This window comes from Lysobacter oryzae DSM 21044 (genome assembly GCF_059568595.1).
Genome location: NZ_JCANTQ010000011.1, coordinates 353,766 through 378,223 on the forward strand (window position 1 = coordinate 353,766; position 24,458 = coordinate 378,223).

23 protein-coding genes and 1 tRNA gene are annotated in these 24,458 nt (G+C 66.0%); 7 read left to right on the plus strand and 17 right to left on the minus strand.

The window, feature by feature from the left end; all coding sequences use genetic code 11:
• Positions 1 to 48 precede the first annotated feature (48 nt).
• On the plus strand, positions 49 to 1,578 hold the full coding sequence (gene ppx, locus BP05_RS10015; protein WP_496362950.1) for an exopolyphosphatase: 1,530 nt from the start codon (positions 49 to 51) through the stop codon (positions 1,576 to 1,578).
• 9 nt (positions 1,579 to 1,587) lie between these two features.
• On the opposite strand, the gene BP05_RS10020 is transcribed toward ppx, so the two are convergent.
• From BP05_RS10020 to BP05_RS10100, 17 genes are all read right to left on the minus strand, one after another.
• Positions 1,588 to 2,469 (minus strand): TraB/GumN family protein, encoded by an 882-nt coding sequence (locus BP05_RS10020; protein ID WP_496362952.1) that lies wholly within the window; start codon positions 2,467 to 2,469, stop codon positions 1,588 to 1,590.
• A 286-nt stretch (positions 2,470 to 2,755) separates the two neighbouring features.
• Positions 2,756 to 2,832: transfer RNA gene (locus BP05_RS10025), tRNA-Pro, on the minus strand.
• Between the two features lie 101 nt (positions 2,833 to 2,933).
• Positions 2,934 to 3,290 (minus strand): MerR family transcriptional regulator, encoded by a 357-nt coding sequence (locus BP05_RS10030; RefSeq protein ID WP_496362954.1) that lies wholly within the window; start codon positions 3,288 to 3,290, stop codon positions 2,934 to 2,936.
• Positions 3,283 to 3,585, minus strand: coding sequence for an integration host factor subunit alpha (locus BP05_RS10035; RefSeq protein WP_386753711.1), 303 nt, complete (start codon positions 3,583 to 3,585; stop codon positions 3,283 to 3,285). Before BP05_RS10035 ends, BP05_RS10030 begins: the two co-directional genes overlap by 8 nt.
• Positions 3,586 to 3,606: 21 nt before the next feature.
• Positions 3,607 to 5,994: a phenylalanine--tRNA ligase subunit beta gene (gene pheT / locus BP05_RS10040; protein ID WP_496362956.1), complete on the minus strand. Its 2,388-nt coding sequence runs from the start codon at positions 5,992 to 5,994 to the stop codon at positions 3,607 to 3,609.
• Between the two features lie 87 nt (positions 5,995 to 6,081).
• Positions 6,082 to 7,092 (minus strand): phenylalanine--tRNA ligase subunit alpha, encoded by a 1,011-nt coding sequence (gene pheS / locus BP05_RS10045; RefSeq protein WP_496362958.1) that lies wholly within the window; start codon positions 7,090 to 7,092, stop codon positions 6,082 to 6,084.
• A 123-nt stretch (positions 7,093 to 7,215) separates the two neighbouring features.
• Positions 7,216 to 7,575: a 50S ribosomal protein L20 gene (rplT, locus tag BP05_RS10050; protein ID WP_207525558.1), complete on the minus strand. Its 360-nt coding sequence runs from the start codon at positions 7,573 to 7,575 to the stop codon at positions 7,216 to 7,218.
• Positions 7,576 to 7,588: 13 nt separating this feature from the next.
• Positions 7,589 to 7,786 carry a 50S ribosomal protein L35 gene (gene rpmI / locus BP05_RS10055; RefSeq protein WP_027083463.1) on the minus strand — a complete coding sequence of 66 codons (198 nt, stop codon included), beginning with the start codon at positions 7,784 to 7,786 and terminating at the stop codon, positions 7,589 to 7,591.
• A gap of 305 nt (positions 7,787 to 8,091) precedes the next feature.
• A complete protein-coding gene (gene infC, locus BP05_RS10060) occupies positions 8,092 to 8,613 on the minus strand; it encodes a translation initiation factor IF-3 (RefSeq protein WP_496363158.1) in 522 nt (173 codons plus the stop codon).
• Positions 8,614 to 8,685: 72 nt separating this feature from the next.
• Positions 8,686 to 10,587 (minus strand): threonine--tRNA ligase, encoded by a 1,902-nt coding sequence (gene thrS / locus BP05_RS10065; protein ID WP_496362963.1) that lies wholly within the window; start codon positions 10,585 to 10,587, stop codon positions 8,686 to 8,688.
• Positions 10,588 to 11,072: 485 nt separating this feature from the next.
• The gene (locus BP05_RS10070) at positions 11,073 to 11,525 is read right to left on the minus strand and encodes a hypothetical protein (protein ID WP_496362965.1); all 453 of its coding nucleotides are present in this window, start codon (positions 11,523 to 11,525) and stop codon (positions 11,073 to 11,075) included.
• A gap of 174 nt (positions 11,526 to 11,699) precedes the next feature.
• The gene (locus BP05_RS10075) at positions 11,700 to 13,190 is read right to left on the minus strand and encodes an efflux transporter outer membrane subunit (RefSeq protein ID WP_496362967.1); all 1,491 of its coding nucleotides are present in this window, start codon (positions 13,188 to 13,190) and stop codon (positions 11,700 to 11,702) included.
• Entirely contained in the window at positions 13,187 to 13,927 is a 741-nt protein-coding gene (locus BP05_RS10080; RefSeq protein WP_496362969.1) for an SDR family oxidoreductase, read from the minus strand. Before BP05_RS10080 ends, BP05_RS10075 begins: the two co-directional genes overlap by 4 nt.
• An 80-nt stretch (positions 13,928 to 14,007) precedes the next feature.
• Positions 14,008 to 17,196 (minus strand): efflux RND transporter permease subunit, encoded by a 3,189-nt coding sequence (locus BP05_RS10085; protein WP_496362971.1) that lies wholly within the window; start codon positions 17,194 to 17,196, stop codon positions 14,008 to 14,010.
• Positions 17,197 to 17,341: 145 nt separating this feature from the next.
• The gene (locus tag BP05_RS10090) at positions 17,342 to 18,556 is read right to left on the minus strand and encodes an efflux RND transporter periplasmic adaptor subunit (protein WP_496362973.1); all 1,215 of its coding nucleotides are present in this window, start codon (positions 18,554 to 18,556) and stop codon (positions 17,342 to 17,344) included.
• The gene (locus BP05_RS10095) at positions 18,553 to 19,527 is read right to left on the minus strand and encodes an SDR family NAD(P)-dependent oxidoreductase (RefSeq protein ID WP_496362975.1); all 975 of its coding nucleotides are present in this window, start codon (positions 19,525 to 19,527) and stop codon (positions 18,553 to 18,555) included. The genes BP05_RS10090 and BP05_RS10095 overlap by 4 nt, the downstream gene beginning before the upstream one ends.
• The gene (locus BP05_RS10100) at positions 19,524 to 19,793 is read right to left on the minus strand and encodes a hypothetical protein (RefSeq protein ID WP_496362977.1); all 270 of its coding nucleotides are present in this window, start codon (positions 19,791 to 19,793) and stop codon (positions 19,524 to 19,526) included. The genes BP05_RS10095 and BP05_RS10100 overlap by 4 nt, the downstream gene beginning before the upstream one ends.
• A 127-nt stretch (positions 19,794 to 19,920) precedes the next feature.
• On the opposite strand from BP05_RS10100, the gene BP05_RS10105 reads away from it, so the two are divergent.
• From BP05_RS10105 to BP05_RS10130, 6 genes are all read left to right on the plus strand, one after another.
• Positions 19,921 to 20,970: a LysR family transcriptional regulator gene (locus BP05_RS10105; protein WP_496362979.1), complete on the plus strand. Its 1,050-nt coding sequence runs from the start codon at positions 19,921 to 19,923 to the stop codon at positions 20,968 to 20,970.
• 258 nt (positions 20,971 to 21,228) lie between these two features.
• The gene (locus BP05_RS10110; RefSeq protein WP_496362981.1) at positions 21,229 to 22,377 is read left to right on the plus strand and encodes a tyrosine-type recombinase/integrase; all 1,149 of its coding nucleotides are present in this window, start codon (positions 21,229 to 21,231) and stop codon (positions 22,375 to 22,377) included.
• Positions 22,378 to 22,733: 356 nt separating this feature from the next.
• Positions 22,734 to 22,919 carry a hypothetical protein gene (locus BP05_RS10115; RefSeq protein ID WP_496362983.1) on the plus strand — a complete coding sequence of 62 codons (186 nt, stop codon included), beginning with the start codon at positions 22,734 to 22,736 and terminating at the stop codon, positions 22,917 to 22,919.
• A complete protein-coding gene (locus BP05_RS10120; protein WP_496362984.1) occupies positions 22,919 to 23,170 on the plus strand; it encodes a hypothetical protein in 252 nt (83 codons plus the stop codon). Before BP05_RS10115 ends, BP05_RS10120 begins: the two co-directional genes overlap by 1 nt.
• Before the next feature lie 23 nt (positions 23,171 to 23,193).
• Positions 23,194 to 23,343, plus strand: a complete 150-nt coding sequence (locus BP05_RS10125) for a hypothetical protein (protein ID WP_496362986.1) — start codon at positions 23,194 to 23,196, stop codon at positions 23,341 to 23,343.
• Positions 23,330 to 24,412 carry a helix-turn-helix domain-containing protein gene (locus tag BP05_RS10130; RefSeq protein ID WP_496362988.1) on the plus strand — a complete coding sequence of 361 codons (1,083 nt, stop codon included), beginning with the start codon at positions 23,330 to 23,332 and terminating at the stop codon, positions 24,410 to 24,412. Before BP05_RS10125 ends, BP05_RS10130 begins: the two co-directional genes overlap by 14 nt.
• Positions 24,413 to 24,458 lie beyond the last annotated feature (46 nt).

Sequence of the window (24,458 nt, forward strand, 5' to 3'; positions counted from 1 at the left end):
GCATCGACTGAGGTGGGACGGTCTCCATGAACATGGGATCATGTACACATGAATGACCTCTACCCGAGCACCCGCCTTCCCCTTGAAGACGGCGACATGCTCGCGGCCGTCGATCTCGGCTCCAACAGTTTCCACATGGTGGTCGCACGCTACCTGCTGGGGCAGCTGCGCATCGTCGACCGGCTCCGCGAGACGGTGCGGCTGGCGGAGGGTCTCGACGGCAAGGGCGGCCTCGATGCGGCGGTGCGCCAGCGGGCGATCGATTGCCTGTCGCGCTTTGGCCAGCGCGTGCAGGACATCCCGCCCCAGCGCATCCGCGCGATCGCGACCAACACCGTCCGCAGCCTGTCCGCGCCGCAGTCGTTCCTGGTCCCGGCCGAAGCCGCGCTGGGGCATGCCATCGAAGTGGTGTCGGGCCGCGAAGAGGCGCGCCTGGTGTATCTGGGCGTCGCGCACGCCCAGCCGTCCAAGCCGGGGGAGCTGCGGCTGGTCATCGACATCGGCGGTGGTTCGACCGAATGCATCATCGGCACCGGGTTCGAGGCGATCGAGCGCGAAAGCCTGCAGCTGGGCTGCGTCGCCAGCACGCGCCGCTTCTTTCCGAGCGGCAAGCTGTCGAAGAAGAAATGGCGCGACGGACTCACGGAAGCGACGGCGGAATTCCAGCAGTTCACCGGCACCTACCGCGCGCTGGGCTGGCACGAGGTGATCGGGTCCTCGGGCACGAACAAGGCGATCGGCGAGATCTGCGCGGCGATGAAGCTCACCAAGGGCGCGGTCACCGCCGAGGCCTTGCCGCAGGTCCGCGACCGCCTGCTGCAGGCGGACCACATCGACGACATCGACCTGCCCGGGCTTTCCTCCGAACGGCGCCCCGTCATTGCCGGCGGCGTGCTGGTGCTCGAAGCCGCCTTCGCCGCGCTCAACCTGCAACGCATGGCGGTCAGCAAGGCGGCGATGCGCGAAGGCGTGCTCTACGACATGCTCGGCCGCGGCGGCGAACACGATCCGCGCGATTCCGCGGTCGAGGCGTTGATGGTCCGCTACGCGATCGACCAGAAGCAGGCCCGGCGCGTCGAGGAGACGCTGATGGACCTGTTCGACCAGGTTGCCAGGAGCTGGTCGATGGACGCCGACGATCGACTGATGCTCGCGCGCGCGGCCCGGTTGCACGAACTGGGCCTGGTGATCGCGCACAGCCAGTACCACGTGCACGGTTCCTACGTCGTCGAACACTCCGACATCGCGGGCTTCTCGCAACAGCAACAGCGTTTCCTGGCCGCGCTGATCCGCACCCATCGCCGCAGCATCCCCAAGTCGGCGTTCGATGCCCTGCCCGACCGACTGCTTGCGGTCGCGCGGCGCAGTGCGGCGTTGTTGCGCCTGGCAGTGTTGCTGCACCGCTCGCACGAGAACGGCGAGATCCCGCGCCTCGAGCTGAAGGCCGAGGGCAGCCAGCTGACGCTCACGGTGTCCAAGCGCTGGCTGGAGGCCCGTCCGCTGGTGAAGGCCGACCTCAGTGGCGAGCCCGAAGACATGGCCGGGCTCGGCCTCCAGCTGCAGATCGTGGCCGCCTGAGCTGCCGCCCTATTCGGTTGCGGTGGGCGCGTCGGGGGATTCGATGACGTATCCCTTCGCCTGCAGCGACGCCAGGTAACCATCGGCCTTCAGCAGTTCCGACATCGGCAGCATCGCGAAACTCACAGGATTGTTGGCGATCGCCGATTCCGCGGCCGCGATCCACGCTTGCCGCACTTCGGCTTCGGCTTTGCCGATGCCTCGCTTCTGCGCAACCGATGCCTGCAGCAGCGCGTCCTGGCACATCTGGTACTGCTCGCCCAACGGCAGGGCGCGCAGTGCCGCGATGTCGCCGCCCGCCCAGGCGTTGGCGCGCTCGGCCATGCGGCTTACGTCGGTCTCCAGGTTCGCGAGCATCTTGTCGAAGCAATCGAGGTCGCCCAGCGATTCCGAACGGAACTCCTTGAGCGCCGCCTTGGGATCCTTGAGAGTGACTTTCACCTGGGGCTTGGTGAGCTTGATGTCGTGCCTGTCGATCGCGTCCTCGACGACCGGCCAGACAATGCGCTTGCCGGTCAGGCCGCTGTCCTCGATCGCCGCCTGGTAGAGCTCGTTCGCCGCGAAGATCGGCCGCATCTTCTCCACATCGCCGTCGCGTCCGATGTAGCGCTGCTTGAGCACCAGCCAGCGCGCGTACGATGCGGCCGGTACGACGTCCTGCAGCTTCTTGTCACCGGGGTTCCTGCGCACGCCGATCAGCGAAGGCAGCAAGGCGAGCTTGCCAAAAAACCCGACGTCGGCGTCGACCATGTAGCTGGGGGCGATTACGACCTCGCCCGCCTGCGCGAGAACCTGCTCGACATCGCGGGAGATCCATTCCATCCGCTTGGGCAGCGGCGACACGGTGCCGAGCACGTACATCACGTGCCCGCCGCGCGTGACCTTCCACATTCCGGGTCCCGGCAACACGCCCGAGACGATTACCGGTGATTCATCGCGGATCGGAGCCGATGATGGCGGCGCCCCCTCCTGCGCCGCTGCCGGACCAGCCACGCACGCCAACAACAGGCATCCCAGAACGGTCGCACGCATCCACTGCTCTCCTTGTGGCCTCACCGAGGCGGTGAAGGACTGACACCGCGACGTCGTCCGAGTTCACATGCCATGGCCGGACATGGGACGACGACGTCCAAAATGACAATGCCCGGCGCTGGCCGGGCATTGCACTTCATCGAATTGGTCGGGGTAGCCGGATTCGAACCGACGACCCTCTGCCCCCCAGGCAGATGCGCTACCAGGCTGCGCTATACCCCGAAAATCGCGTTGCGTTGTAGATGAAGCGGGGCGGCAAGTATAGCCGCAGCCAACAGCCCCGCGATAGTTGGATTCCGCCGCGATGCGCCGGAGGCGGTCGCTCAGCGGCGCAGCAGCTGGAGCACTTCCTCAAGCTCCATCCGGACCTGGCGGATGATCTGCGAGCTCAACGCGGACTCTTCCTTCGCGTTCTCGCCCTCGAGGCGCAGGCGGGCGCCACCGATGGTGTAGCCCTGTTCGTACAGCAGTCCACGGATCTGCCGGACCATCAGCACTTCGTGGCGCTGGTAGTAACGGCGGTTGCCGCGGCGCTTGACCGGGCTGAGCATCGGGAATTCCGTTTCCCAGTACCGCAGCACGTGCGGCTTCACGTCGCACAGCTCGCTGACCTCACCAATGGTGAAGTAGCGCTTGGCGGGAATGGGGGGAAGTTCGCGATTGCTGCCGGGGTCAAGCATTCTCGGCTCCGGTGTAGGCCTCGACGCGTTCCTTGAGCTTCTGGCCCGTACGGAAGGTCACCACGGTCCGGGCGGAGATCGGAATCTCCTCGCCGGTCTTGGGATTACGGCCCGGCCGCTGGTTCTTGCGACGCAGGTCGAAATTGCCGAAGCCCGACAACTTGACCTGGCGGCCCTGCTCCAGGGCTTCACGCAACGCGTCGAAGAACGCGTCGACGAATTCCTTGGCCTCGCGCTTGTTCAGCCCGACTTCGTCGAACAGGCGTTCGGCCATTTCAGCCTTGGTCAATGCCATCGGTGCAAACCCTCAACTGCTTCAGCCGCGTATTACCGCGCCATGTTCGTGCTGCAGGGCCGCGGTCACCGCCGCCACCGCCGCATCCACGTCGCGCTCGGTCAGCGTGCGGGATTCTTCCTGCAGAATCAAGCCCATAGCCAGACTCTTGAATCCGGTTTCCACACCCTTGCCGGCGTACCGGTCGAATAGCACCAGTTCCCGCAGCGATGGCCCCGCCGCCTGTCTCACGGTCGCGGATACGGCCGCCCAGGGGGTTGCCTCGGCGACGACGAACGCCAGGTCGCGGCGGACGGACGGATAGCGCGACAGCGCCCCCGCGCGTGGAACTGCGCGGGCCAGCAGGCCAGCCAGCTCCACCTCGAAGGCGACGACATCGGCGTCCAGGTCCAGCGCGCGCTGCAGGCGCGGGTGCAACTGGCCGATCCAGCCCAGCTTCACGCCGTCGCGGTACACATCGGCGGAGCGGCCGGGGTGGGCCCAGGCCGGCCGCGACGGACGGAACTCGAGCACCGCCCCCGCTGCAGCGGCCAGGCTCTCGAGGTCGCCCTTGAGGTCCTGGAAGCCGACCGGGCGCGATTTTTCCGACCACTGCTCACCCCGCACGTTGCCGCATGCAGCGGCGGCAATGCGCTGGGTCTCCAGCGGGGCGTCCGCGCCGTTGGCGGCGAACACGTTGCCGAGTTCGAACAGCCGCACCCGCGACTGCTGGCGCGCGGCATTGCGCGCGAGCGCGGAGACGAGGCCCGGCAGCAGGAAGGTACGCATGACCCCGAGCTCGGCGCTGAGCGGGTTGGCCAGCGGCACGGCGCCGTCGGCGACGCCCCATTTCTCCAGCAGGTCCGCGTCCACGAAGGCGTAGCTCACGGCCTCCAGGTAGTCGCGGGCGGCGAGCTGGCGGCGCGCCGTGGCTTCGTCGACACGGGTCTCGGACGGCGCGACCAGGCGCGCTGCCCCGGCAGGCAATGTCGTCGGGATCCGGTCGTAGCCGTGGATGCGGGCGATTTCCTCGATGAGGTCTTCCTCGATCGCCAGGTCGAAGCGGCGCGTGGGCGCGGTCACGCGCCAGCCATCGCCGGCCGCCTCGACCCCCAGGCCCAGCGCACGCAGGATGCGCTCGACTTCGGCATCGGCCACGCGCACCCCAAGTACGCGCGCCAGGCGCTCGCGGCGCAGGACCACGGTCTGCGGCTTGGGCATGTCGGCGGCGTTGACCACGTCGATCATCGGGCTCGGCACGCCGCCGGCGATCTCGACGATCAACCTGGTCGCGTATTCGACCGCGATCGGCGGCAGTTCCGGATCTACGCCACGCTCGAAGCGGTGGCCGGCGTCGGTGTGCATGCCGAGCTTGCGGCTGCGGCCGATGATCGCCGCTGGCACCCAGTGCGCGGCTTCGAGGAAGACATTGCGCGTCTGGTCGGTCACGCGCGTATCGAATCCACCCATGATTCCGCCGAGCGCAACCGCGCGTGCGGCATGGCCACCACGGCTGTCGGAGACCACCAGGAAATCGTCGTCGAGCGCCACGGTGCGGCCGTCGAGCAACTTGAGCTCCTCGCCCGCGCGCGCCGGACGCACCACGACTGCGCCCTCCAGTGTGTCCCGGTCGAACGCGTGCATCGGCTGGCCGAGCTCGAGCATCACGTACTGGGTGACGTCGACCAGGAAGCTGATCGGACGCACGCCGCTGCGGCGCAGGCGTTCGGCCATCCACGATGGCGTGGCAATGGACGGATCGATGCCTTCGATCACGCGCCCGGCGAAACGCGGCACCCTGGCGCCGGCGGCCAGTTCGACGGCCATGGCGCTGTCGCTGCCCGCCGGCACGGTTGCGGCTTCCAGCGGCCTGACTTCACTGTCGAGTGCCGCGGCGACGTCGAAGGCGATGCCGCGCACGCTGAAGCAGTCCGCCCGATTGGGCGTGAGCTTGAGTTCGATGGTCGCGTCCGGGAGGCCGAGATAGTCGGCCAGCGGCATGCCGACGCCTGCATCGGCCGGCAATTCGAGCAGGCCCGAGGCATCCGGATCGACGCCCAGTTCCTTGGCCGAACACAACATGCCGAAGGACTCGACGCCGCGCAGCTTCGCGGCCTTGATCGCGATGCCCCCCGGCAGGTTGGCGCCAACGCTCGCAAGTGGCGCCTTCAGGCCGGCGCGCGCGTTCGGCGCGCCGCATACGATCTGCACGGTGCCGCTGCCGGTATCGACCTGGCAGACCTGCAGGCGGTCGGCTTCGGGATGCTTTTCGGCGCTGACGATCTGCGCGACGACCACGCCGTCGAGCGATTCCCCGAGCACGGTCATGTCTTCGACTTCCAGGCCGATCGCAGTCAGCGTGGCGGCGAGTTCATCGCGCGTGGCGTTCGTGGGGACGTGGTGGCGCAGCCAGTTTTCGGAAAATTTCATCGTTTCTATCCGTGGGGCGGGCCCGGGCCCGCCCTTGGGTCGCTGTCAATCTGAAGGAACCTGCGTTCGCTCAGACCTCAGTTGCGATCACGCGAACTGCCTGAGGAAGCGCACGTCGTTCTCGAAGAAGCTGCGCAGGTCGTCGACGCCGTAACGGAGCATCGCAAAGCGCTCCACGCCCATGCCGAACGCATAGCCGGTGTACTTCTCGGGGTCGATGCCCACGTTGCGCAGCACGTTCGGATGGACCATGCCGCAGCCGAGTACTTCCAGCCAGCGCGTCGACCCATCCGGCTGCTGCCAGGCGATGTCGACTTCCGCGGAGGGTTCGGTGAAGGGGAAGTAGCTCGGACGGAAGCGCATCTCGAAATCGCGCTCGAAGAAGGCGCGCACGAACTCGGCCAGCGTGCCCTTCAGGTCGGCGAAGCTCGCGTGCTCGTCGACCAGCAGGCCCTCGCACTGGTGGAACATCGGCGTATGCGTCTGGTCGCTGTCGGAGCGATAGACCTTGCCCAGCGCGATCATGCGCAGCGGCGGCCCGCTCTTGCTGGCGACCGCATCGAGCATGTAGCGCACCTGCACGCCCGAGGTATGGGTGCGCAGCAGGCGGCCGTCGCCGAAGTAGAAGGTGTCGTGCATCGCCCGCGCCGGATGGTGCGGGGGGAAGTTCAGCGCCTCGAAGTTGTGCCAGTCGTCCTCGATTTCGGGGCCAGTGCTCAATTCATAGCCGAGGCGGCCGAAGATGTCGGCGATGCGCTCGATCGTGCGGCTGACCGGATGCAGCCCACCGCGGCCGGCATCGAGGCCCGGCAGGGTGACATCGATGGATTCGGACGCGAGCCGCGCGTCGAGCGCGGCATCCTCCAGCACGGCCTTGCGTTCGTGCAGCGCGGAAGTGAGCGCGTCGCGCGCCTGGTTGATGGCTTCGCCGGCGGTCTTGCGCTGGTCGGGCGGCAGCGCGCCCAGCTGCTTGAGCTGCGCGGTGACGCTGCCGTGCTTGCCGAGCAGCGCGACGCGCAGGGCCTCGATCGCATCGGGCGTTCCGGCCGAAGCGATGTCGGCCAGGGCCTGCTGGGTCAGGGAATCGATTCCACTCATTCGTGAGCGATCCGGAAAAATGGCAATCCAAAACAAAACATGGGGAAGGACTTGCGCCCTTCCCCATGCGTGTATTGCGTTGTACGCCCGGCGATCCGCGAACGCGGAGACCGGCCGCTCAACTTACGCTGCGAGTGCGCTCTTCGCCTTCTCTGCCAGCGCCGCAAAACCCTTCGCGTCGTGCACGGCGATGTCCGCCAGCACCTTGCGGTCGAGGGTGATGCCGGCCTTCAGCAGGCCGTTGATGAAACGGCTGTAGCTCATGCCGTTGATGCGGGCCGCCGCGTTGATGCGGGTGATCCACAGCGAACGGAAGTTGCGCTTCTTCTGCTTGCGACCGATGTAGGCGTACTGCAGGGCCTTCGTCACCGCCTGCTTGGCGACGCGGAAGACCTTGCGACGGGCGTTGTAGTAGCCCTTGGCCTGCTTCAGGATTTTCTTGTGGCGGGCTCGTGCCGTCACACCACGCTTAACTCGTGCCATTTTCTAGCCCTCCTCAGAGATACGGAAGCATGCGGTCCAGACGGCCCGCGTCCTCGGCACGAACATGGTTCGTCTGCCGCAGGTTGCGCTTCCGCTTGGTCGCCTTCTTGGTGAGGATGTGGCTCTTGTTGGCGTGGCCGCACTTGTACTTGCCGGAAGCGGTCTTCCGGAAGCGCTTGGCCGCCGCCCGATTGGTCTTGATCTTGGGCATTGCGATGTCCTTTCGGATTTCGATGACTGGCCTGGGCGCCGATTCCGGGTCTGTGACCCCGAATCCGGTCTTTCCGTCCTGCCCGTGCCGGCTTGTAAGTCGTTGATCCAAAAAGGATCCCGACAGGTTCCGTGATACTGCGAACTGCAAACCCGGCGAACCGGGCCGCGCATTATGCAGGGAGATGGTTTTCCTTGCAATTCCGGGGCTTACGGGCGCCCGGGCGAGCGGATCCGGCGGTACCCCGCCAGGAAATGGAAAGGGCGCCGGAGGCGCCCCTTCGAACCGGATGACTGCCGCCGGCCTTACTTCTTCTTCGGCGCGATCATCATCACCATCTGCCGCCCTTCCAGGCGCGGGCGCGACTCGATCACGATCTCGTCGCCCAGGTCCGCCTCGATGCGCTCGGCCATGGCGCGCCCCAGCTCCTGGTGGCTCATCTCGCGGCCACGGAAGCGGATGTTGATCTTGACCTTGTCGCCTTCCTCGAGGAAGCGGCGGATGTTGCGCATCTTGATCTGGTAGTCACCCTCGTCGGTGACCGGCCGGAACTTGAGTTCCTTGATCTCGACCTGCTTGGTCTTCTTCTTGGCCTCGTTCGCCTTCTTCTGCATCTCGAACTTGAACTTGCCGAAATCCATGACCTTGCAGACCGGCGGATCGGCGTTCGGCTGGATTTCCACGAGGTCGAGGCCTTCGTCCTCGGCCATGCGCAGGGCTTCGTCGCGCGTGAGCACGCCGACCATCTCGCCATCGCTACCGATCACGCGTACGCGCGGTACACGGATTTCCTGGTTCTTTCGATTCGGCTTTTCGGGGGTACTGATGTTGCAATCTCCAAGAAGTCGCCCGTCGCTAGAGGGGCGGATGCCGGCCGTCCGAGCGGCCGGGGTTTAATGCTACTGGACGCTCTCACTGCGTAAACGCGAGGCGAAATCGGCGACGGACATTGTGCCGAGATCTTCCCCTCCCCGCGAACGCACCGCGACCATGCCGTTTTCCTTTTCGCGGTCTCCGACCACCAGCAGGTACGGCACGCGCTGCAGCGTGTGCTCGCGGATCTTATAGCCGATCTTCTCGTTCCGCAAATCGGATTGAACCCGGAAGCCTTGATTCGTAAGGGTTTTCCGAACTTCCTCGACCCAATCGGCCTGCGCGTCGGTGATATTGGCCACCACGGCCTGCACCGGCGCCAGCCAGGACGGGAAATGGCCCGCATGGTGCTCGATCAGGATGCCGATGAAGCGCTCCATCGAGCCGACGATGGCCCGGTGCAGCATGACCGGGTGGCGCTTCTGGCTGTGTTCGTCGACATATTCGGCGCCCAGGCGGCCCGGCATCATGAAATCGACTTGCATGGTGCCCAGCTGCCAGGTGCGGCCGATGGCGTCCTTGAGGTGGTATTCGATCTTGGGGCCATAGAAGGCGCCCTCGCCCGGCAGCTCCTCCCACTCGACTCCGGCCGCGCGCAGCGCCGAGCGCAAGGCGCCCTCGGCCTTGTCCCAGGTGGCGTCGTCGCCCAGGCGCGGTTCCGGGCGCAGGGCGATCTTGAGCTGGACATCGCTGAAGCCGAAGTCGGAATAGACCTTCATCGCCTGCTGGTGGAAGGCGGTCACCTCGGCCTCGATCTGGTCCTCGGTGCAAAAGATGTGGCCGTCGTCCTGGGTGAACCCGCGCACGCGCAGGATGCCGTGCAGCGCGCCGGACGGCTCGTTGCGGTGGCAGGCACCGAACTCGCCGTAGCGGATCGGCAGGTCGCGGTAGCTGTGCAGGCCCTGCTTGAAGACCTGCACGTGGCCCGGGCAGTTCATCGGCTTGAGCGCGTAGGTGCGCTTCTCCGACTCGGTGAAGAACATGTTGTCCTTGTAGTTGTCCCAGTGGCCCGAGGACTTCCACAGCGACACGTCGAGGATCTGCGGGCAGCGCACTTCGCCATAGCCCGTCTCGCGGTAGACCCGCCGCATGTGCTGCTCCACGACCTGCCACACCGACCAGCCCTTCGGGTGCCAGAAGATCAGGCCGGGCGCTTCTTCCTGCAGGTGGAACAGGTCCTGCTGCTTGGCGATCTTGCGGTGGTCGCGCTTCTCGGCTTCCTCCAGCTGGTGCAGGTAGGCCTTGAGGTCCTTGTCGTTCAACCAGGCGGTGCCGTAGATGCGGCTGAGCATCTGGTTGTTGGAATCGCCGCGCCAGTAGGCGCCGGCGACCTTCATCAGCTTGAACGCGCGCAGCTTGTCGGTGCCGGGCACGTGCGGGCCGCGGCACAGGTCGGTGAACTCGCCCTGCGAATACAGCGAGAGGTCCTCGTTGGCCGGGATCGACTCGATGATCTCGGCCTTGTAGGCCTCGCCCATGCCCTTGAAGAAGGCGACGGCGTCGTCGCGCGACTTCACGCTGCGCGAGACCGGCAGCGATTCCTTGACGATTTTCTGCATCTCCGCCTCGATCGCCGGGAGATCTTCCGGCGTGAACGGCCGTTCGTAGGCGAAGTCGTAGTAGAAGCCGTTGTCGATCACGGGACCGATCGTCACCTGCGCGCCCGGATACAGGCGCTGCACGGCCTGCGCCAGCAGGTGCGCGGTCGAATGGCGCAGCACCTCGAGCGCGTCGGGGTGCTTGTCGGTGACGATCTCGAGCGAGGCGTCCTGGTCGATGCGGAAGCTGGTATCGACGAGCTTGCCGTCGACCTTGCCGGCCAGTGCGGCCTTGGCCAGGCCGGCGCCGATGGAGGCGGCGACATCGCCTACGGTCACGGGGTTGTCGAACTCACGGCGGCTGCCGTCGGGGAGCGTGATTGCGATCATGGGAACTCGGGTACCCGGCTTGCGGGTCTTTGCATTTAAGGTCGGCGGCGGCGGCCGCGGAATCGAAACGTACAAATGAAAACGGCGCCGCGAGGCGCCGTGTCCGGGACCTCGGGGGCGATTCAGCGCTGGGCGGTGGTAGTGCTCATGTCACACGCTCGACCGGCGGATTGCCGCGGGCCACCTGGATCCTGTGTCGGTCGGACGCGACGCGCGCCAAACGGGCGTCAATGGTTGGCGACAGACCCGGGCAAGTCAACCCGGACCGGGCTGGTGACGCTGTTTCCGGGCGGCCGGCGCCCGGCTGCAATGTGGGCGCCGGGTTGGCCGGTTGTCCGCCCATGCGGGATATCTCGTTGCGCCAGTGAGCCTCGCCGGGTCCGGCAGCGAAGAACCCGCCTCGACGGAGGCAATTTGTCCGAGCGAGGAGCCTTGGGCTGCTGCGGCGGAGCAAACTGCTCTTTCGATGAAGGCAAGCCGCTCCGTCAATGAACATATTTTGTCCAAGCGAACAGCTTTCGGGCTACGGCGGCGGGACAAATCAATCCTTCAATGAAGCAAATCGCTCCTTCGCTGAAGAAGATTTGCCCGAGCGAGCAGCTTCGAGCTCTTCCGCCGGAGCGAATTTGCCCTTCCGATGGACATATTTTGTCCAACTGAGCAGCTTCGAGTCCTTCCGACGGAGCAAATTGCTCTTCCGATGGACATATTTTGTCCAACCAAGCAGCTTCGAGTCCCTCCGATGGAGCAAATTGCCCTTCCGATGGACACATTTTGTCCAACCGAGCAGCCTCGAGTCCTTGCGTTGGAGCAATTTGCTCTTCCGATGGACAGATTTTGTCCAGCCAAGCAGCTTTGAGCTCTTGCGATAGGGAAATCTCCCTGCCGAATGGACCTATCTGCTCCGGCGCGGCAAATTGCTTCTTAGGCGGAGACACTCTGGCTAACCGGGGAGTGCCTGGCGCGGTCGGCTCCTGCGGCCCGCCTCCGCCGAACTGGCGCGCCCTCCCTGGCCGGGACGCCAGCCCGGCCTGCATCCCCCGCCATCTCCGCCGCTAGGCACCCGCTTCTCCCCGCAAGCGGGGAGAAGGATTGCAGCGTCGGCCTGGAGCTCAACGGTCCGCCAGCTTCTTCCGCTCCGGCATCCGTTCCGGCCAGCCGCCGGCCAAGGCCTTGTACAGCGCGACCGCACTGTTGACGCTGCGCGTGCGGCCGTCGGCGAAGGCGTCCTGCGCCTGCAGCTGCGTGCGTTCGGCATCGAGCACTTCGAACAGGTCCGCGGCGCCGGCTTCGAAGCGCACCCGTGCCAGTTGCGCGGCCTTCGCGCTGTCCAGCGCCGCCTGTTCCAGGTGCTGGTCCTCCACTCGCGCACGCGCGTGGCGCACCAGCGCGTTCTCGGTGTCCTCCAGCGCCAGCAGCACGGTCTTCTCGTACTGCGCGAGCCCGCCTTCGGCGTCCGCGTCGGCGGCCTTGATGCGCGCGCGCACGCGGCCAATGTCGAGGAACGACCAGTCGATGCCCAGCGCAACCAGCCGTGTCTCGCTGTCGCGTTCGAACAGGGCGCTGCTGTCCACCGCCTGCGAGCCGATCAGGCCGCCAAGGGTGAAGCGCGGAAACAGATCGGCCGTTGCCACGCCGATGCGGGCGGTCGCGGCGTGCAGCCGCTGTTCGGCCGCCGCCACGTCGGGCCGGTTGCGCAGCAGGTCGCCCGGCGTGGCCGGATCGATGCGCGCGGGCAGCGCCGGCAGGGCCTGCTGCGGCGTGAGGGCGCCGATCAGTGCATCCGGCGTGCGGCCGGTGAGCACGGCCAGGCGATGCATGGTCACTGCGACCTGCGCCTCCAGCGCCGGCACCCGCGCGCGCGTCGCTTCCAGCTGCGCGCGAGCCCGCGAGGTATCGAATTCGGTGCCGCGCCCGGCATTGAAGCGGGCCTCGACCAGGTGCAGCGTTTCGGCCTGGTTGTCGGCGTTCTCGCGGGCGACGCGCAGCCGCTCCTGCAATCCGCGCAGGTCGACGTAGCTGCGCACGACCTCGCCGACGATCGCCACCTGCAGCGCCTGCAGGTCCGCGGCCGAGGCCTGCGCCCCGGCGCGCTGCGCCTCCACGCCACGACGCACGCGGCCCCACAGGTCGAGTTCCCACGATGCCTGCGCGCTGGCCGAGTAGCTCTCCGCGTCCCGATCGGCGCGCGATACGCCCGGCGCCTGGTCGGCGCTGGCACGGCCGTCGGACGCCTCGGCATGGGCGGTGATGGTGGGGAAGTAGTCGAACTTCGCCCCGCGCAGCAGCGCGTTGGCGCGGTCGTAGGTGGCGAGCGCAATGCGCAGGTCGTGGTTCGCCGACAGCGATTCCTCGACCAGGCGCGTCAGCAGCGGATCGTTGAAGCCGCGCCAGAACTCGTGGTCAGTCACGAGATCGACACTCGCGGTGGGCGTGGCCGCTGCGGCCAGTTGCGAATCGGCCTGGGCATCGCCGGCCGCCTGAGCGAAATGCTCCGGCACCGGCAGGTCGGGGCGGACGAAATCCGGCCCCACCGTGCAGGCCGCCAGCAGCGCCGCGGCGATGCCGACCGACAGGACGCGCAACGAGACGGACGTGCTCACCATGGCAGCACCTCGCCGCGGTACTGGAACGTGCCACTGGGCCCATCCGCGTCGAGCAGCGCCATCTGCACGCTGGTCTCCGCACCCTGCGTCACTTCGAGTTCGCCCTCACCCTTGTTCATGTCGGTGCGGACGTAGCCGGGGTGGATGGTGTTGACCTTGATGCCGCTGTCGCGCAGGTCGTGCGCGAGCTGCACGGTCCATGCGTTCACCGCGCTCTTGGACACGTTGTAGGCGGGAATCGGGAACGTGCTGTACGGCGTGGAGGTATCGCTGGTCAGCGCCAGGGAGCCGAGCGCGCTGGACACGTTGACGATGCGTCCGGCCGCGGACTTGCGCAGCAGCGGCAGGAACGCCTGCGTGGTTTCGATCAGGCCGAACACGTTGGTGTCGAACGTTTCGCGCCAGGCCTGCAGCGACTGTGCCGAGCGCGGCTTGCTGGCGTCGTCGCGGATGATCCCGGCGTTGTTGACGAGGATGTCGAGGTGGCCGTACTTGCGCTCGACCTCCTGCGCGGCGGCGGCGATGCTGGCCGAATCGGTCACGTCGAGCACGACGGCTTCGACCGGCAGGCCTTCGGACTGCAGTTTCAGCGAGGCTTCCACGGCCTTGCTGCGATCGCGGCCGGCGAGCAGCACGTGCACGCCCTGGCTGGCGAGCTGGCGCACGGTTTCGAAACCGATGCCGCGGGTGGCGCCGGTGACCAGGGCGATCCTGGAAGTGTTCTGGGCAGACATGGGGGATTCCTTCGTAGGGCGGGCCGGGGCCCGCCGTGTGGGGTTTCGAATGATTCCGGAATGGCGGGCCGGGGCCCGCCCTACAGCACGGACGACGCGGTCACCGAATGCGCCGCGAGCGATGCCGGGTGGTCATGGCGCACCAGCGGCCGGCCGGCGAGCTTGCGCAGCGCGACGTAGAACACCGGGGTGAGGAACAGGCCGAACAGGGTCACGCCCAACATGCCGGAAAACACGGTGATGCCGGTGACCGAGCGGACTTCCGCACCGGCGCCATGCGACAGCACCAGCGGGATCGTGCCGGCGATGAACGCGATCGAGGTCATCACGATCGGGCGCAGGCGCAGGCGGCAGGCCTCCAGCGCGGCTTCCACGATGCCCTTGCCCTGCAGTTCCAGTTCGCGGGCGAACTCGACGATCAGGATCGCGTTCTTGCACGCCAGGCCCATCAGCACCACCAGGCCCACCTGCACGAACACGTTGTTGTCGCCGCCGGTGAGCTTCACGCCCAACAGCGCGGACAGCAGCGTCATCGGCACGATCAGGATCACCGCCAGCGGCAGCGTCCAGCTCTCGTACAACGCGGCCAGCACCAGGAACGCCAGCAGGATCGCGAGCGGGAACACGACCAGCGACGCGTTGCCCTGCGTGGCCTGCTGGTAGCTCAGGTCGCTCCAGTCGAAGCCCATGCCGTTGGGCAGCACCTTGCCGGCGATCTCGGTGACCTTCTCCATGGCTTCGCCGGAGGACATCAGGCGCGGGTCGTAGCCGCCGAGCAGGTCGGCCGCCGGGTAGCCGTTGAAGCGCAGCACCGGGTCCGGGCCGAAGGTCTGCTTGATGGTGACCATCGAGCCGATCGGCACCATCTCGCCGTTGACGTTGCGCGTGCGCAGCTTGGTGATGTCCTCGACGCGGCCGCGGTACTGGCCGTCGGCCTGCGCGATGACCTGCCAGGTGCGACCGAACATGTTGAAGTCGTTGACGTAGGCCGAGCCCAGGTAGGTCTGCAGCGTGTCGAACAGTTCGGTCAGCGGCACGCCCTGCGCCTTCGCCTTCACGCGATCGACTTCGGCGTCGAGCTGGGGCACGTTGGCCTGGTAGCTCGAGATCGGGAACTGCATGCCCGGAGTCTGCGCGGCCGTGCCCTGCACCGCCTGCACCGCGCTCTGCAGCGCGCCGTAGCCGAGGTTGGCGCGGTCCTCGACGAACAACGAATAACCCTGGCCGTTGCCGAGGCCGAGGATCGGCGGCGGCATCAGCGAGAAGGCGAAGCCTTCCTGGATCCCGGCGATCTTGGCGTTGAGCTCGTCGTTGATCTCCTTGGCGGACTTGTGGCGCTCGTTGAACGGCTTGAGCGGGAAGAACACCACGCCGCTGTTCGGGGTGTTGGTGAACTGCAGCGGATTCAGGCCCGGGAACGCGACTTCATGGGCGACGCCGTCGATGCTCATCGCCGCGGCGGCGACCTTCTTCAGCGCGGCGTCGGTGCGTTCGATCGACGCGCCTTCCGGCAGGCGTACGCCGGCGATCAGGTACAGCTTGTCCTGGGTCGGAATGAACCCGGCTGGCACCCACTGGAAGACGGCCGCGGCGGCCAGCAGGAGCACGGCATAGACGCCGAACACGCGTCCGCGGTGACCGAGGATCCGGCCCACGCCGACCTGGTACTGCGACGACTTGCGGTTGAAGAAGCGGTTGAACGGACGGAACACCCAGCCGAACGCGCGTTCGATCAAGCGCGAGAGCGCATCCTTGGGCGCGTCGTGGCTGCGCAGCAGCTTGGCGGCGAGGGCCGGCGACAGCGTCAGCGAGTTGATCGCCGAGATCACCGTGGAGATCGCGATGGTCACCGCGAACTGCTTGTAGAACTGGCCGGTGACGCCCGAGAGGAAGGCCATCGGCACGAACACCGCGCACAGCACCAGCGCGATGGCGATGATCGGCCCGGACACTTCCTTCATCGCCAGGTGCGCGGCCTCCAGCGGGGTGGCGCCGTGCTCGATGTGGCGCTCGACGTTCTCCACCACCACGATGGCGTCGTCCACCACGATGCCGATGGCGAGCACGAGCCCAAACAGGGACAGCGTATTGATCGAGAAGCCCAGCAGGTACAGGGCGGCGAAGGTACCGACCACGGAAACAGGCACCGCGATCAGCGGGATGATCGACGCCCGCCAGGTCTGCAGGAACAGGATGACGACGAGCACGACCAGCAGCGTGGCTTCCAGCAGCGTGCTCACCACGGCCTTGATCGAGTCGCGCACGAAGATCGTGGTGTCGTAGACCGTGCGGTACTCCACGCCCGGCGGGAATGTCTTCTTGAGTTCTTCCATCTTCGCCACTACCGAGTCGCGGATCTGCAGCGCGTTCGCGCCGGGCGACTGGAACACGCCCATCGCCGCCGCGTTCTGGCCATCCAGGCGCGCACGCAGGGTGTAGTCGCCCGCGGCGAGCTCGACGCGCGCCACGTCGCCCAGGCGCACGACTTCGCCGTTGGCCCCGCTCTTCAGCACCACGTCGCGGAATTCCTCGACCGAGCGCAGCCGGCCCTGGGCATTGATCGGCGTGAGGAAGTCGCTGCCGTTGGGCATCGGCTCGGCGCCGAGCTGGCCGGCGGATACCTGGATGTTCTGCTCGCGCACGGCGCGCAGGACGTCGCCGGCGGTCATGCCCTGCGCCGCGATGCGGTCGGGATCGAGCCAGAGGCGCATGGCGTAGTCGCCGCCGCCGAACTGCTGCGCGTCGCCGACGCCGGGAATCTTCGCAATTTCGTCCTTGACGTGCAGGCGCATGAAGTTGCGCAGGTACAGCGTGTCGTACTTGCCGTTGGTCGAAACCAGGTGCACGACCATCAGGAACACGGGCGATTGCTTCTGCGTGGTCACGCCCTGGCGCCGCACGTCCTCGGGCAGGCGGGCCAGGGCCTGGGCCACGCGGTTCTGCACGCGCACCGCGGCGTCATCGGCATCGGTGCCGGGCTTGAACGTCACCGTCAGCTGCAACACGCCGTCGGAACCGGCAACCGACTTCATGTACATCAGGTGCTCGACGCCGTTGATCGCCTCTTCAAGCGGCGTGGCGACCGTCTCGGCGATCACCTTCGGGTTCGCGCCCGGATACACGGTGCGCACCACCACCGACGGCGGCACGACTTCGGGGTATTCGCTGATGGGCAGCAGCGGGATGGCGATCAGGCCGGCGGCGAAGATCACGATCGACAGCACCGCGGCGAAGATCGGCCGGTCGATGAAGAATTTGGAGAAGTCCATGGTGAGTTCCTTGGGCCTTGCCTGCGCAAGCGAAGGGAAAAGGCCGGCCGACCCTCCCCGCGAGGGGGAGGGGACACGGGGAGGATCGGTGGCCTGAAAGCATCCGGCAGCGGTCGCACCGGGCGACCGCCGCGGGTGGAGCGTGTTACTTGGAGCCTGCGGCGCTCGCCATCAGTTGCGGCGGCGGCGCGCCCATGGCGATGACCTTGGGCGAGACCGGCATGCCCGGGAAGAAGACCTTCTGCACGCCGTGGACGATCACCTTGTCCGCCGGCGTCAGCCCGGACTCGACCACCCGCAGGCCGTCGATGCTGCGTCCGAGGACCACGTCCTTGCGCATCGCCGCGTTCTTCGGCCCGAGCACGTAGACGTACTTGCGGTCCTGGTCGGTGAGCACGGCCTTGTCGTCGATCAGCAGCGCCTTGAACTCGCCGGTGCCCTGCAGCTGCACACGGGCGAACAGGCCCGGCGTGAACAGGCGATCGGGATTCTTGAGCACCGCGCGGGCACGGATGGTGCCGGTGCGCGGATCGACCTGGTTGTCGACGAAGTCGACCGTGCCTTCGTGCGGATAGCCGCTTTCGCTGGCCAGGCCGACGCGGACCGGGTTCCTGGTGTCGCTGCGTTCACCCTTGCGCGCCAGCTCCGCATAACGCAGGAAACTCTGCTCGTCGCTTTCGAAGTAGACGAACACCGGATCCTGCGACACCACTGTGGTCAGCACTGTCGTATCGGCCTGGGCCAGGTTGCCCTCGGTCACCAGCGCGCGGCCGGCGCGACCTTCGATCGGGGAACGCACCTGGGTGAACTGCAGGTCGAGCTGCGCGGCCGTGACCGCCGCTTCCGCGGCGCGGACGGCGGCATTCGTGCCGGACGTGTTGGCCTTGCGCTGCTCGAACTCCTCGCGCGAGATCGCCTTGGCTTCGATCAGGGTCTGCGCACGCGCGTCCTGCGCCTGTGCCAGCCGCGACTCGGCGCGCGCGCGCTCCAGGTCGGCCTGGGCCCGATCCAGGGCCGCGCGGTACGGGCGCTGGTCGATCACGAAGAGCAGGTCGCCCTTGTGCACTTCCTGGCCTTCGGCATACGCCACGCGCTGCACGTACCCGCTCACGCGCGGACGCAACTCGACTGTTTCCACCGCCGCGACGCGGCCGGTGAATTCGTCCCACTGGTGCACGTTCTTGGACAGCACATTGGCGACGCTGACCTCGGGCGGCGGCGGCATGCCGGCATTGGGCGCGGCTTCGCTGCTGCAACCGGCCAGGGCGAGGATGATCGTGAGGCCGGCCGCGAGTGCCAGCCATGGCAATCCGGCTTCTGGCCGGAACAGTCCTGAGCGGGAGAGTTTCCTGCGGCTCATTTCGTACGCTCCTGGTTCTTGTTCGTGGGGGTATTCGGGGGGGTGATCTTTGCGAGCAGCTTGCGCACGTCCTGCAGACAGCGTGCTGGCAGCAGGGATGCGTCGCTATCCATTTCTTGCGGTGACGATCCGGCGGATGTCGGCGATGTGGACGCCGACGATCGGGCTTGACCCGATGGGAAGGTCAAGTCCGCGTGCTGTGAAGGTGACGAATGGGGCTGCGCGGTTTCGACACGGTCGGCCCGGGACTGCGAGTCGCGGTCGTCGGACACGCTGCCTTTGCAGTCGCGGTAGTCGATGACCGCGTCGTTGCAGCTGGCGTCGTTGCGGTGCTTGAGCAGCGCCAGTGCCTTGCGGCCGATCTGTTCCACGCAGGGCCACTGCTCGCAGGCGTGCTTTTCGTTGTCGTCGGTGCGCACCGGCGATTCGACCTCCAGCAGTTGCAGGCGCACCGCGTAGGCCTGCGCCTCGCTGTGCAGCACGCGCGCTAGCATCCGAATGGCCGCTGCCGCGATGGACCGGTGGCCGTAGCCGGCCCAGGGATTGCGGCCGCCTGGCCCACCGATCACGACATACCCGCAGTTGCGCCCGGAGTCGGCCAGCCATGGCAGCAGGTGGCGCGCGGCGATCAGGTGCGGCAGAACGGCCTCATCGAAGCTGCGGCGAAGCTGGTCCGACGACTGGTCGAGCAGCCGGCCGCGCTCCTCACCCATGCCCAAGGCCGCGACGACGCCCAGGTAAGGCCGGGCGCTCCGCTGCAGCTCCGCCACCAGGGCGGACGCGCTGGCGTCATCGCCCACCGAACCGACCACTGTCTGCAACTTGGCCGCCGGGTAGCGGAGCCGAAGCGCCTCCAGGGCATCGGAATCGCGGGCCACCGCAACCACGGGCCAGCCGGCTTCAACGGTCGCCTTGACCGCGCCGCTGCCGACGACGCCGGTCGCGCCCAGAATCAGGACGGCGGGCTTCACCGTCCCACTCCTGGGACATTTTCTCCCGCATTCGGGACGATTCGGGTCCGGCGCGCGCGCTGCTGCAGCCAGCTGGCCACTGGCAGCAGAACCAGCGCCAGCGGCAGCGCGACGACCACCGACAACACGCCGGCCATCATCCACGCTTCCGCGGCACCGGCAGAAATCGCCTGCTTGAGGGCTATTCCAGCCAGTCCCAGCACGCCGGCGAACGCCACCAGCATGGCCAGCACATAGGTGAAACGGGCGCGGGGCGAAGACAGCACGGCGGCACTACCAGTGGGAACTGGCGGGCAGATTAGTCCCGCCGAAGGCACTTGATTAGCCGCCGATTAAGGGAATAATTGTCCCGAAATCGGTCCAATCGGCCCGTCCCCACCGGAGTCGCCTCCCATGACCCGCGATCTCAACGACACCTTGGTCTTCGTCAAGGTCGTCGAGCACGGCAGTTTCATTTCCGCAGCGCGCTCGCTGCGCCTTCCCAAGACCACCGTCAGCCGCAAGGTGCAGGAACTGGAAACGCGCCTGGGCGCGCAGTTGCTGCACCGGACCACGCGCAAGCTCGGGCTGACCGAAGCGGGCAACGTGTACTTCGAACACTGCCAGCGCATCGCCCGCGAACTCGACGAGGCGGAAAGCGCCGTCGGCCAGCTGCAAAGTGGCCCGCGCGGCTGGCTGCGCTTCACCGCCCCCTACTCGCTCGGCATCGACAAGATCGCGCCGCTGCTGGGCGAATTCCGCACGCGCCATCCCGAAGTGCGCGTGGAGATGCTGCTCAGCAACGAACCGCTCGACCTGATCGACAAGGAAATCGACGTCGCCCTGCGCGTGGGCAACCTGCCCGATTCGAATCTCGTCGCGCGGCGGCTCGCCGTGTTCCGCACCCAGGTGTTCGCCAGCCCGCAGTACATCGAGCGCCATGGCGAGCCCCTGCATCCCGACGACCTGGTGCACCACGCCACGCTGGCGATGAACAAGGCGCGGCGCAACGGCAGCGGATTCGTCTGGGGACTGAGCGACGGCGAGCGCACCACCGACTTCCGCATCGACCCGGTGTTCGTCGCGAACGACTATGGCGCGCTCAAGGGCGCCCTGCTGTGCGGCGAGGGACTGGTGCTGGCGGCCGACGTGATGATGAAACCGCTGGCCGAACATGGGTTCGTGCAACGCGTGCTCGCGGGCTGGACCGGTCCGGAGTACGAATTCAATGCGGTCTTCCCCCGCGGCATGGTGCAGTCGCCCAAGGTGCGCGCTTTCGTCGACTTCCTGGTCGAACGCCTGAACTTCGACGCCAACTACATGGAAGAGCTCTGCCCCATCTTCAAGCGCCAGCAGGAGCAGGCCATGGCGACCGCCGAGGGCAAGCCGAAGAAGAAGCGCAGCGCGGTCGCCACGACTGCCAGCGCGGACGCGGAGCCGGCGGAAGAAGAAGCCCTCGCCTGAGCCCAAAAGCAACTCGCCTGCCCAAAAGCAAACGGCGCGATCCTGGGATCGCGCCGTTGCGTGAATCTGGTGGGCGGTACAGGGTTCGAACCTGTGACCCCTACCATGTCAAGGGTGTGAATTGGGGTCCATGGAAGTCCGCGGAGTAGTGAAGTCCTTGTTTTGAGTACGGAAAAGTGCGCGGGAATCCCCTGAGTGTTGTCGTACTTTTGTCGTACTTTTTAAAGCAAGGGTGGTCACTAACCATCCGAGGCGACAATGCCCAATCTCTCCAAAGTCGAAGAACGTGAAAAGCTGAAGCCGCAGAAAGAGCCGCACTGGCATGACCTCTCCACGGGGCATGACCTTGGTTATCGCCCCTCCTTGAAGGGCAAGCCCGGAAGCTGGATTTGCCGCTTCTACGACCCTGACACTCGGAAGCGCTCGTTCAAGTCGCTCGGGGACTACGGCACGCTGCTCGCGAAGGAGCGATTCAGTGCTGCGAAGCGCAATGCCGAAGAATGGTTCCGTCACCTCTCTCATGGCGGTTCTACCGAAGACCCCACCGTGAAGGAGGTCTGCGAAAAATACGCTGGCGACAACGCTGAGGTGAAGCGCCGCTTTGCTCAGTACGTCTACAACGACCCCATCGCCACGATCAAGCTGCAGAGGCTTCGGGAACATCACGTCAAGGAGTGGCGGACGCGGCTTGAAAAATTGCCGGCGCTGGTAACCCGGAATAAGGAAGGCCCGAAGAAAACGCGCGAACGTTCTGCGGCAACCGTGAATCGCGACATGGTTCCGTTTCGGGCAGCGCTCAATGCGGCCTTTGGTCGCGGCGAGGTACAGACGACGCTCGCATGGCGGAATTCACTGAAGCCGGCCGAGGCCGACGGGCGCCGTGAGCTTTACCTCGACAGGAACCAGCGGCGCGCGTTGCTTGAAAAGCTCCCGGAGGATGCCGCCGCATTCTGTCGTGGTCTTTCTATGCTGCCGTTGCGTCCCGGCGCCCTGGCGGCGTTCGTGACAAGGGACTTTGAAGCCCGCACTGGATCATTGAAGATCGGTAAGGACAAAGCTGGCGCAGGCCGCTATTTGAAGCTGCCCGAAGGACACGTGGCGTTTTTTAAGAAGCAGATCGAAGGGAAGCTGCCGCTGGCTCCGCTGTTCGCGCGGATCGAAGGCAAGGCATGGGACAAGGATTCTTGGTGGTCGCCGATTAACGAGGCCGCACGCGCTGCAGGACTTCCCGCTGGCGCATCGGCGTACACGCTGCGCCACAGCACCATTACGGACCTCGTTGTTGATGGCCTCGACTTGCTGACCGTGGCCAAACTGGCAGGCACCTCTGTTCGCATGATCGAAAAGCACTACGGCCACCTGCGTGGTGAACATGCCGCCAAGGCATTGGCCGGGTTGGCTCTGTAATCCGCCAGTTGCTTAGTCGCTCATCAAAATGGGCGACTTACCCGATAGAAAGAATTTCAATCTGCGCCAACATGAGGATGAATATTTCCCTAACAAGAAAAATTACCTGCGGGTAATCGTTTCAGGAATTTGGTTACCCGCAGGTAATAAATGCATTCGCAGTGCCACTGTTTTTGGCGTAGATGCATGAATTTCCACTATGGCGAACGCGCAGAAATAAACTCCTCTGTTCCACGTTTGTGAAACGTGGAGAACGATACCCTAGGGTTATTGCCTCAATAAACAGCGTTGTTTAAGTTGATCGCATGGACCGTGTCACATCCACGGAAGCCCATGAAAATCAATTTGGAGACCGCATGAACTACAAGCCTCTCGTTGACGCCGCAATCGAACGCGGCATCTCGCGCAGCGTCGCATTCGAACTGGCCCGTAAGAACCTGCTTCGCACGTTTCTTATCGGACGACGCCGCTATGTCTATCTGGAAAGCCTCGACACCCTGCCCGAGCGCCTCGCCGCTGCCGCGCTGCAGGAGGTGGTCTGATGGCTGACTACTACCACCTACCGCTCATGCGGGAGTGGCAAATGCGCCCGCAGACGGAGGGTGAGGTCAAGTCGGGCCAAGGCGATCACTCCCTTGCAACGTTCGTGCTTACTGACCTTTGCCGCCAGATTGTTGACGGCCGCCTCGTCGTTGGGCCCGAGCTGAACGGCGAGGATTTGTGCGACTTCGTGTGGGGCATTGAAACCATCTATCGCGCATTGGCTCCGCAGTCCGTGGAGCGTTCCGAGTGAGCGCTGTCCTAATAGCGGCCCTCATGACCGAAATCGGCGATGCCATCCGCCACCAGTTGCACGCTCTGGCCGACCGTCCCGATCCCGCCACAGCCGCCAACATTGCCGACCGACGCGCGGTGCTGCGCCTCCGTGAAGCCTTGATGCTGGAGGCGAGCGATGCTGGCGACTGAAGAAAAAGAAGGCCCGCCGATGGACTTGGCGGGCCTCACTTCGCACGGGTCGGGGGACGTTGTGCCGGTCAATGGTGGCGCAGCGAGCAAGGCTGTCGCTGCCGTGGTTTCCGAACCGCACACGAACGTGGTCGCCATCAAGAGCGGGACAGCGACGCCCAGCAAACTGCTCCCGCGCTGGAAGCTGATTGGCCGAGCAGCGTGCGATGCACGCCTCTCGCGCAGCGATATCGCTGTCCTGTATGTCATCACCAACAGGATCGGCGACACCGGAACGGCGTGGCCCAGCGTCCGGCGGATCGCAGATGACGCAAGCGCGGACCCGCGTACTGTCACCCGCTCGATCAATCGCCTGTGTGACTGCGGCTACCTGCTCCGCAAGAGCGGTGGCTTCACGACCGCGAACGAGTACCGGCTGGGTGTGGGCGAACCCGCCCCTACCGGCAAAGCCACCCGTACGGGCGAACCTGTCGCGGGGTATGGGCGAACTCGTCCGGAGGCTATGGGCGAACCTGCCTACGTAATCTTCCCAGTGAACCTTCCCAATGAATCCACCAAAGGTTCGTCAACGGCTGCGCCGCTGACCGCTGCCGCGGGCGAAGCGAATGCAGGAGGTGAATCCGAAACCGAGCGCAGGAAGACATCGGTCGCTGCACGCGCTGCCCATCTGGCGCAAGTCACCCGTGACGCCATCGAAACCCTCAACGCATCGCCACTGACCAAGGCCAACGGCGGGCTCGTGCCGAACGTCGATCCCGACATCGGCGCCGACAAGCGCCAGAAGCAGGTCGCCAAGTCCCTCGCCGTCGCGCGCGACATTTGCCGGAAGGACTACGAAAGCGAACTGATCGTCCGCGAGTTCTGGGTGGACTACTGGGCCGCCTGCCACGATGACGAGCACAAGTCCGGCCGCGCCGGCGGCGGCAAGGAACACGGGAACTGGGTGCCGACCTTCGAGTACCTCACCCGTGAAGCCACGATGCTCGAAATCTACGACCGCGTGGCGAGCGCGGCCGCCGAAGGAGCCTGGGGGCGAATATCCGTCGTGGACTTTTCTCTACACCCTTGAGCGGCTCGGAGTCGTTCACTACATGGCCGAGGGAGACTCTTCGGAT

What these genes read in the sequence shown, in the direction of transcription:
- BP05_RS10130 (WP_496362988.1), top strand. Translation starts at nt 23,330, where the DNA reads ATGCTGGCGACTGAAGAAAAAGAAGGCCCGCCGATGGACTTGGCGGGC.
- BP05_RS10125 (WP_496362986.1), top strand. Translation starts at nt 23,194, where the DNA reads ATGACCGAAATCGGCGATGCCATCCGCCACCAGTTGCACGCTCTGGCC.
- BP05_RS10120 (WP_496362984.1), top strand. Translation starts at nt 22,919, where the DNA reads ATGGCTGACTACTACCACCTACCGCTCATGCGGGAGTGGCAAATGCGC.
- BP05_RS10035 (WP_386753711.1), bottom strand. Translation starts at nt 3,585, where the DNA reads ATGGCATTGACCAAGGCTGAAATGGCCGAACGCCTGTTCGACGAAGTC.
- BP05_RS10110 (WP_496362981.1), top strand. Translation starts at nt 21,229, where the DNA reads ATGCCCAATCTCTCCAAAGTCGAAGAACGTGAAAAGCTGAAGCCGCAG.
- BP05_RS10090 (WP_496362973.1), bottom strand. Translation starts at nt 18,556, where the DNA reads ATGAGCCGCAGGAAACTCTCCCGCTCAGGACTGTTCCGGCCAGAAGCC.
- rplT (WP_207525558.1), bottom strand. Translation starts at nt 7,575, where the DNA reads ATGGCACGAGTTAAGCGTGGTGTGACGGCACGAGCCCGCCACAAGAAA.
- BP05_RS10020 (WP_496362952.1), bottom strand. Translation starts at nt 2,469, where the DNA reads ATGTGGAAGGTCACGCGCGGCGGGCACGTGATGTACGTGCTCGGCACC.
- BP05_RS10080 (WP_496362969.1), bottom strand. Translation starts at nt 13,927, where the DNA reads ATGTCTGCCCAGAACACTTCCAGGATCGCCCTGGTCACCGGCGCCACC.
- BP05_RS10085 (WP_496362971.1), bottom strand. Translation starts at nt 17,196, where the DNA reads ATGGACTTCTCCAAATTCTTCATCGACCGGCCGATCTTCGCCGCGGTG.
- ppx (WP_496362950.1), top strand. Translation starts at nt 49, where the DNA reads ATGAATGACCTCTACCCGAGCACCCGCCTTCCCCTTGAAGACGGCGAC.
- thrS (WP_496362963.1), bottom strand. Translation starts at nt 10,587, where the DNA reads ATGATCGCAATCACGCTCCCCGACGGCAGCCGCCGTGAGTTCGACAAC.
- BP05_RS10115 (WP_496362983.1), top strand. Translation starts at nt 22,734, where the DNA reads ATGAACTACAAGCCTCTCGTTGACGCCGCAATCGAACGCGGCATCTCG.
- pheS (WP_496362958.1), bottom strand. Translation starts at nt 7,092, where the DNA reads ATGAGTGGAATCGATTCCCTGACCCAGCAGGCCCTGGCCGACATCGCT.
- pheT (WP_496362956.1), bottom strand. Translation starts at nt 5,994, where the DNA reads ATGAAATTTTCCGAAAACTGGCTGCGCCACCACGTCCCCACGAACGCC.
- BP05_RS10030 (WP_496362954.1), bottom strand. Translation starts at nt 3,290, where the DNA reads ATGCTTGACCCCGGCAGCAATCGCGAACTTCCCCCCATTCCCGCCAAG.
- BP05_RS10105 (WP_496362979.1), top strand. Translation starts at nt 19,921, where the DNA reads ATGACCCGCGATCTCAACGACACCTTGGTCTTCGTCAAGGTCGTCGAG.
- rpmI (WP_027083463.1), bottom strand. Translation starts at nt 7,786, where the DNA reads ATGCCCAAGATCAAGACCAATCGGGCGGCGGCCAAGCGCTTCCGGAAG.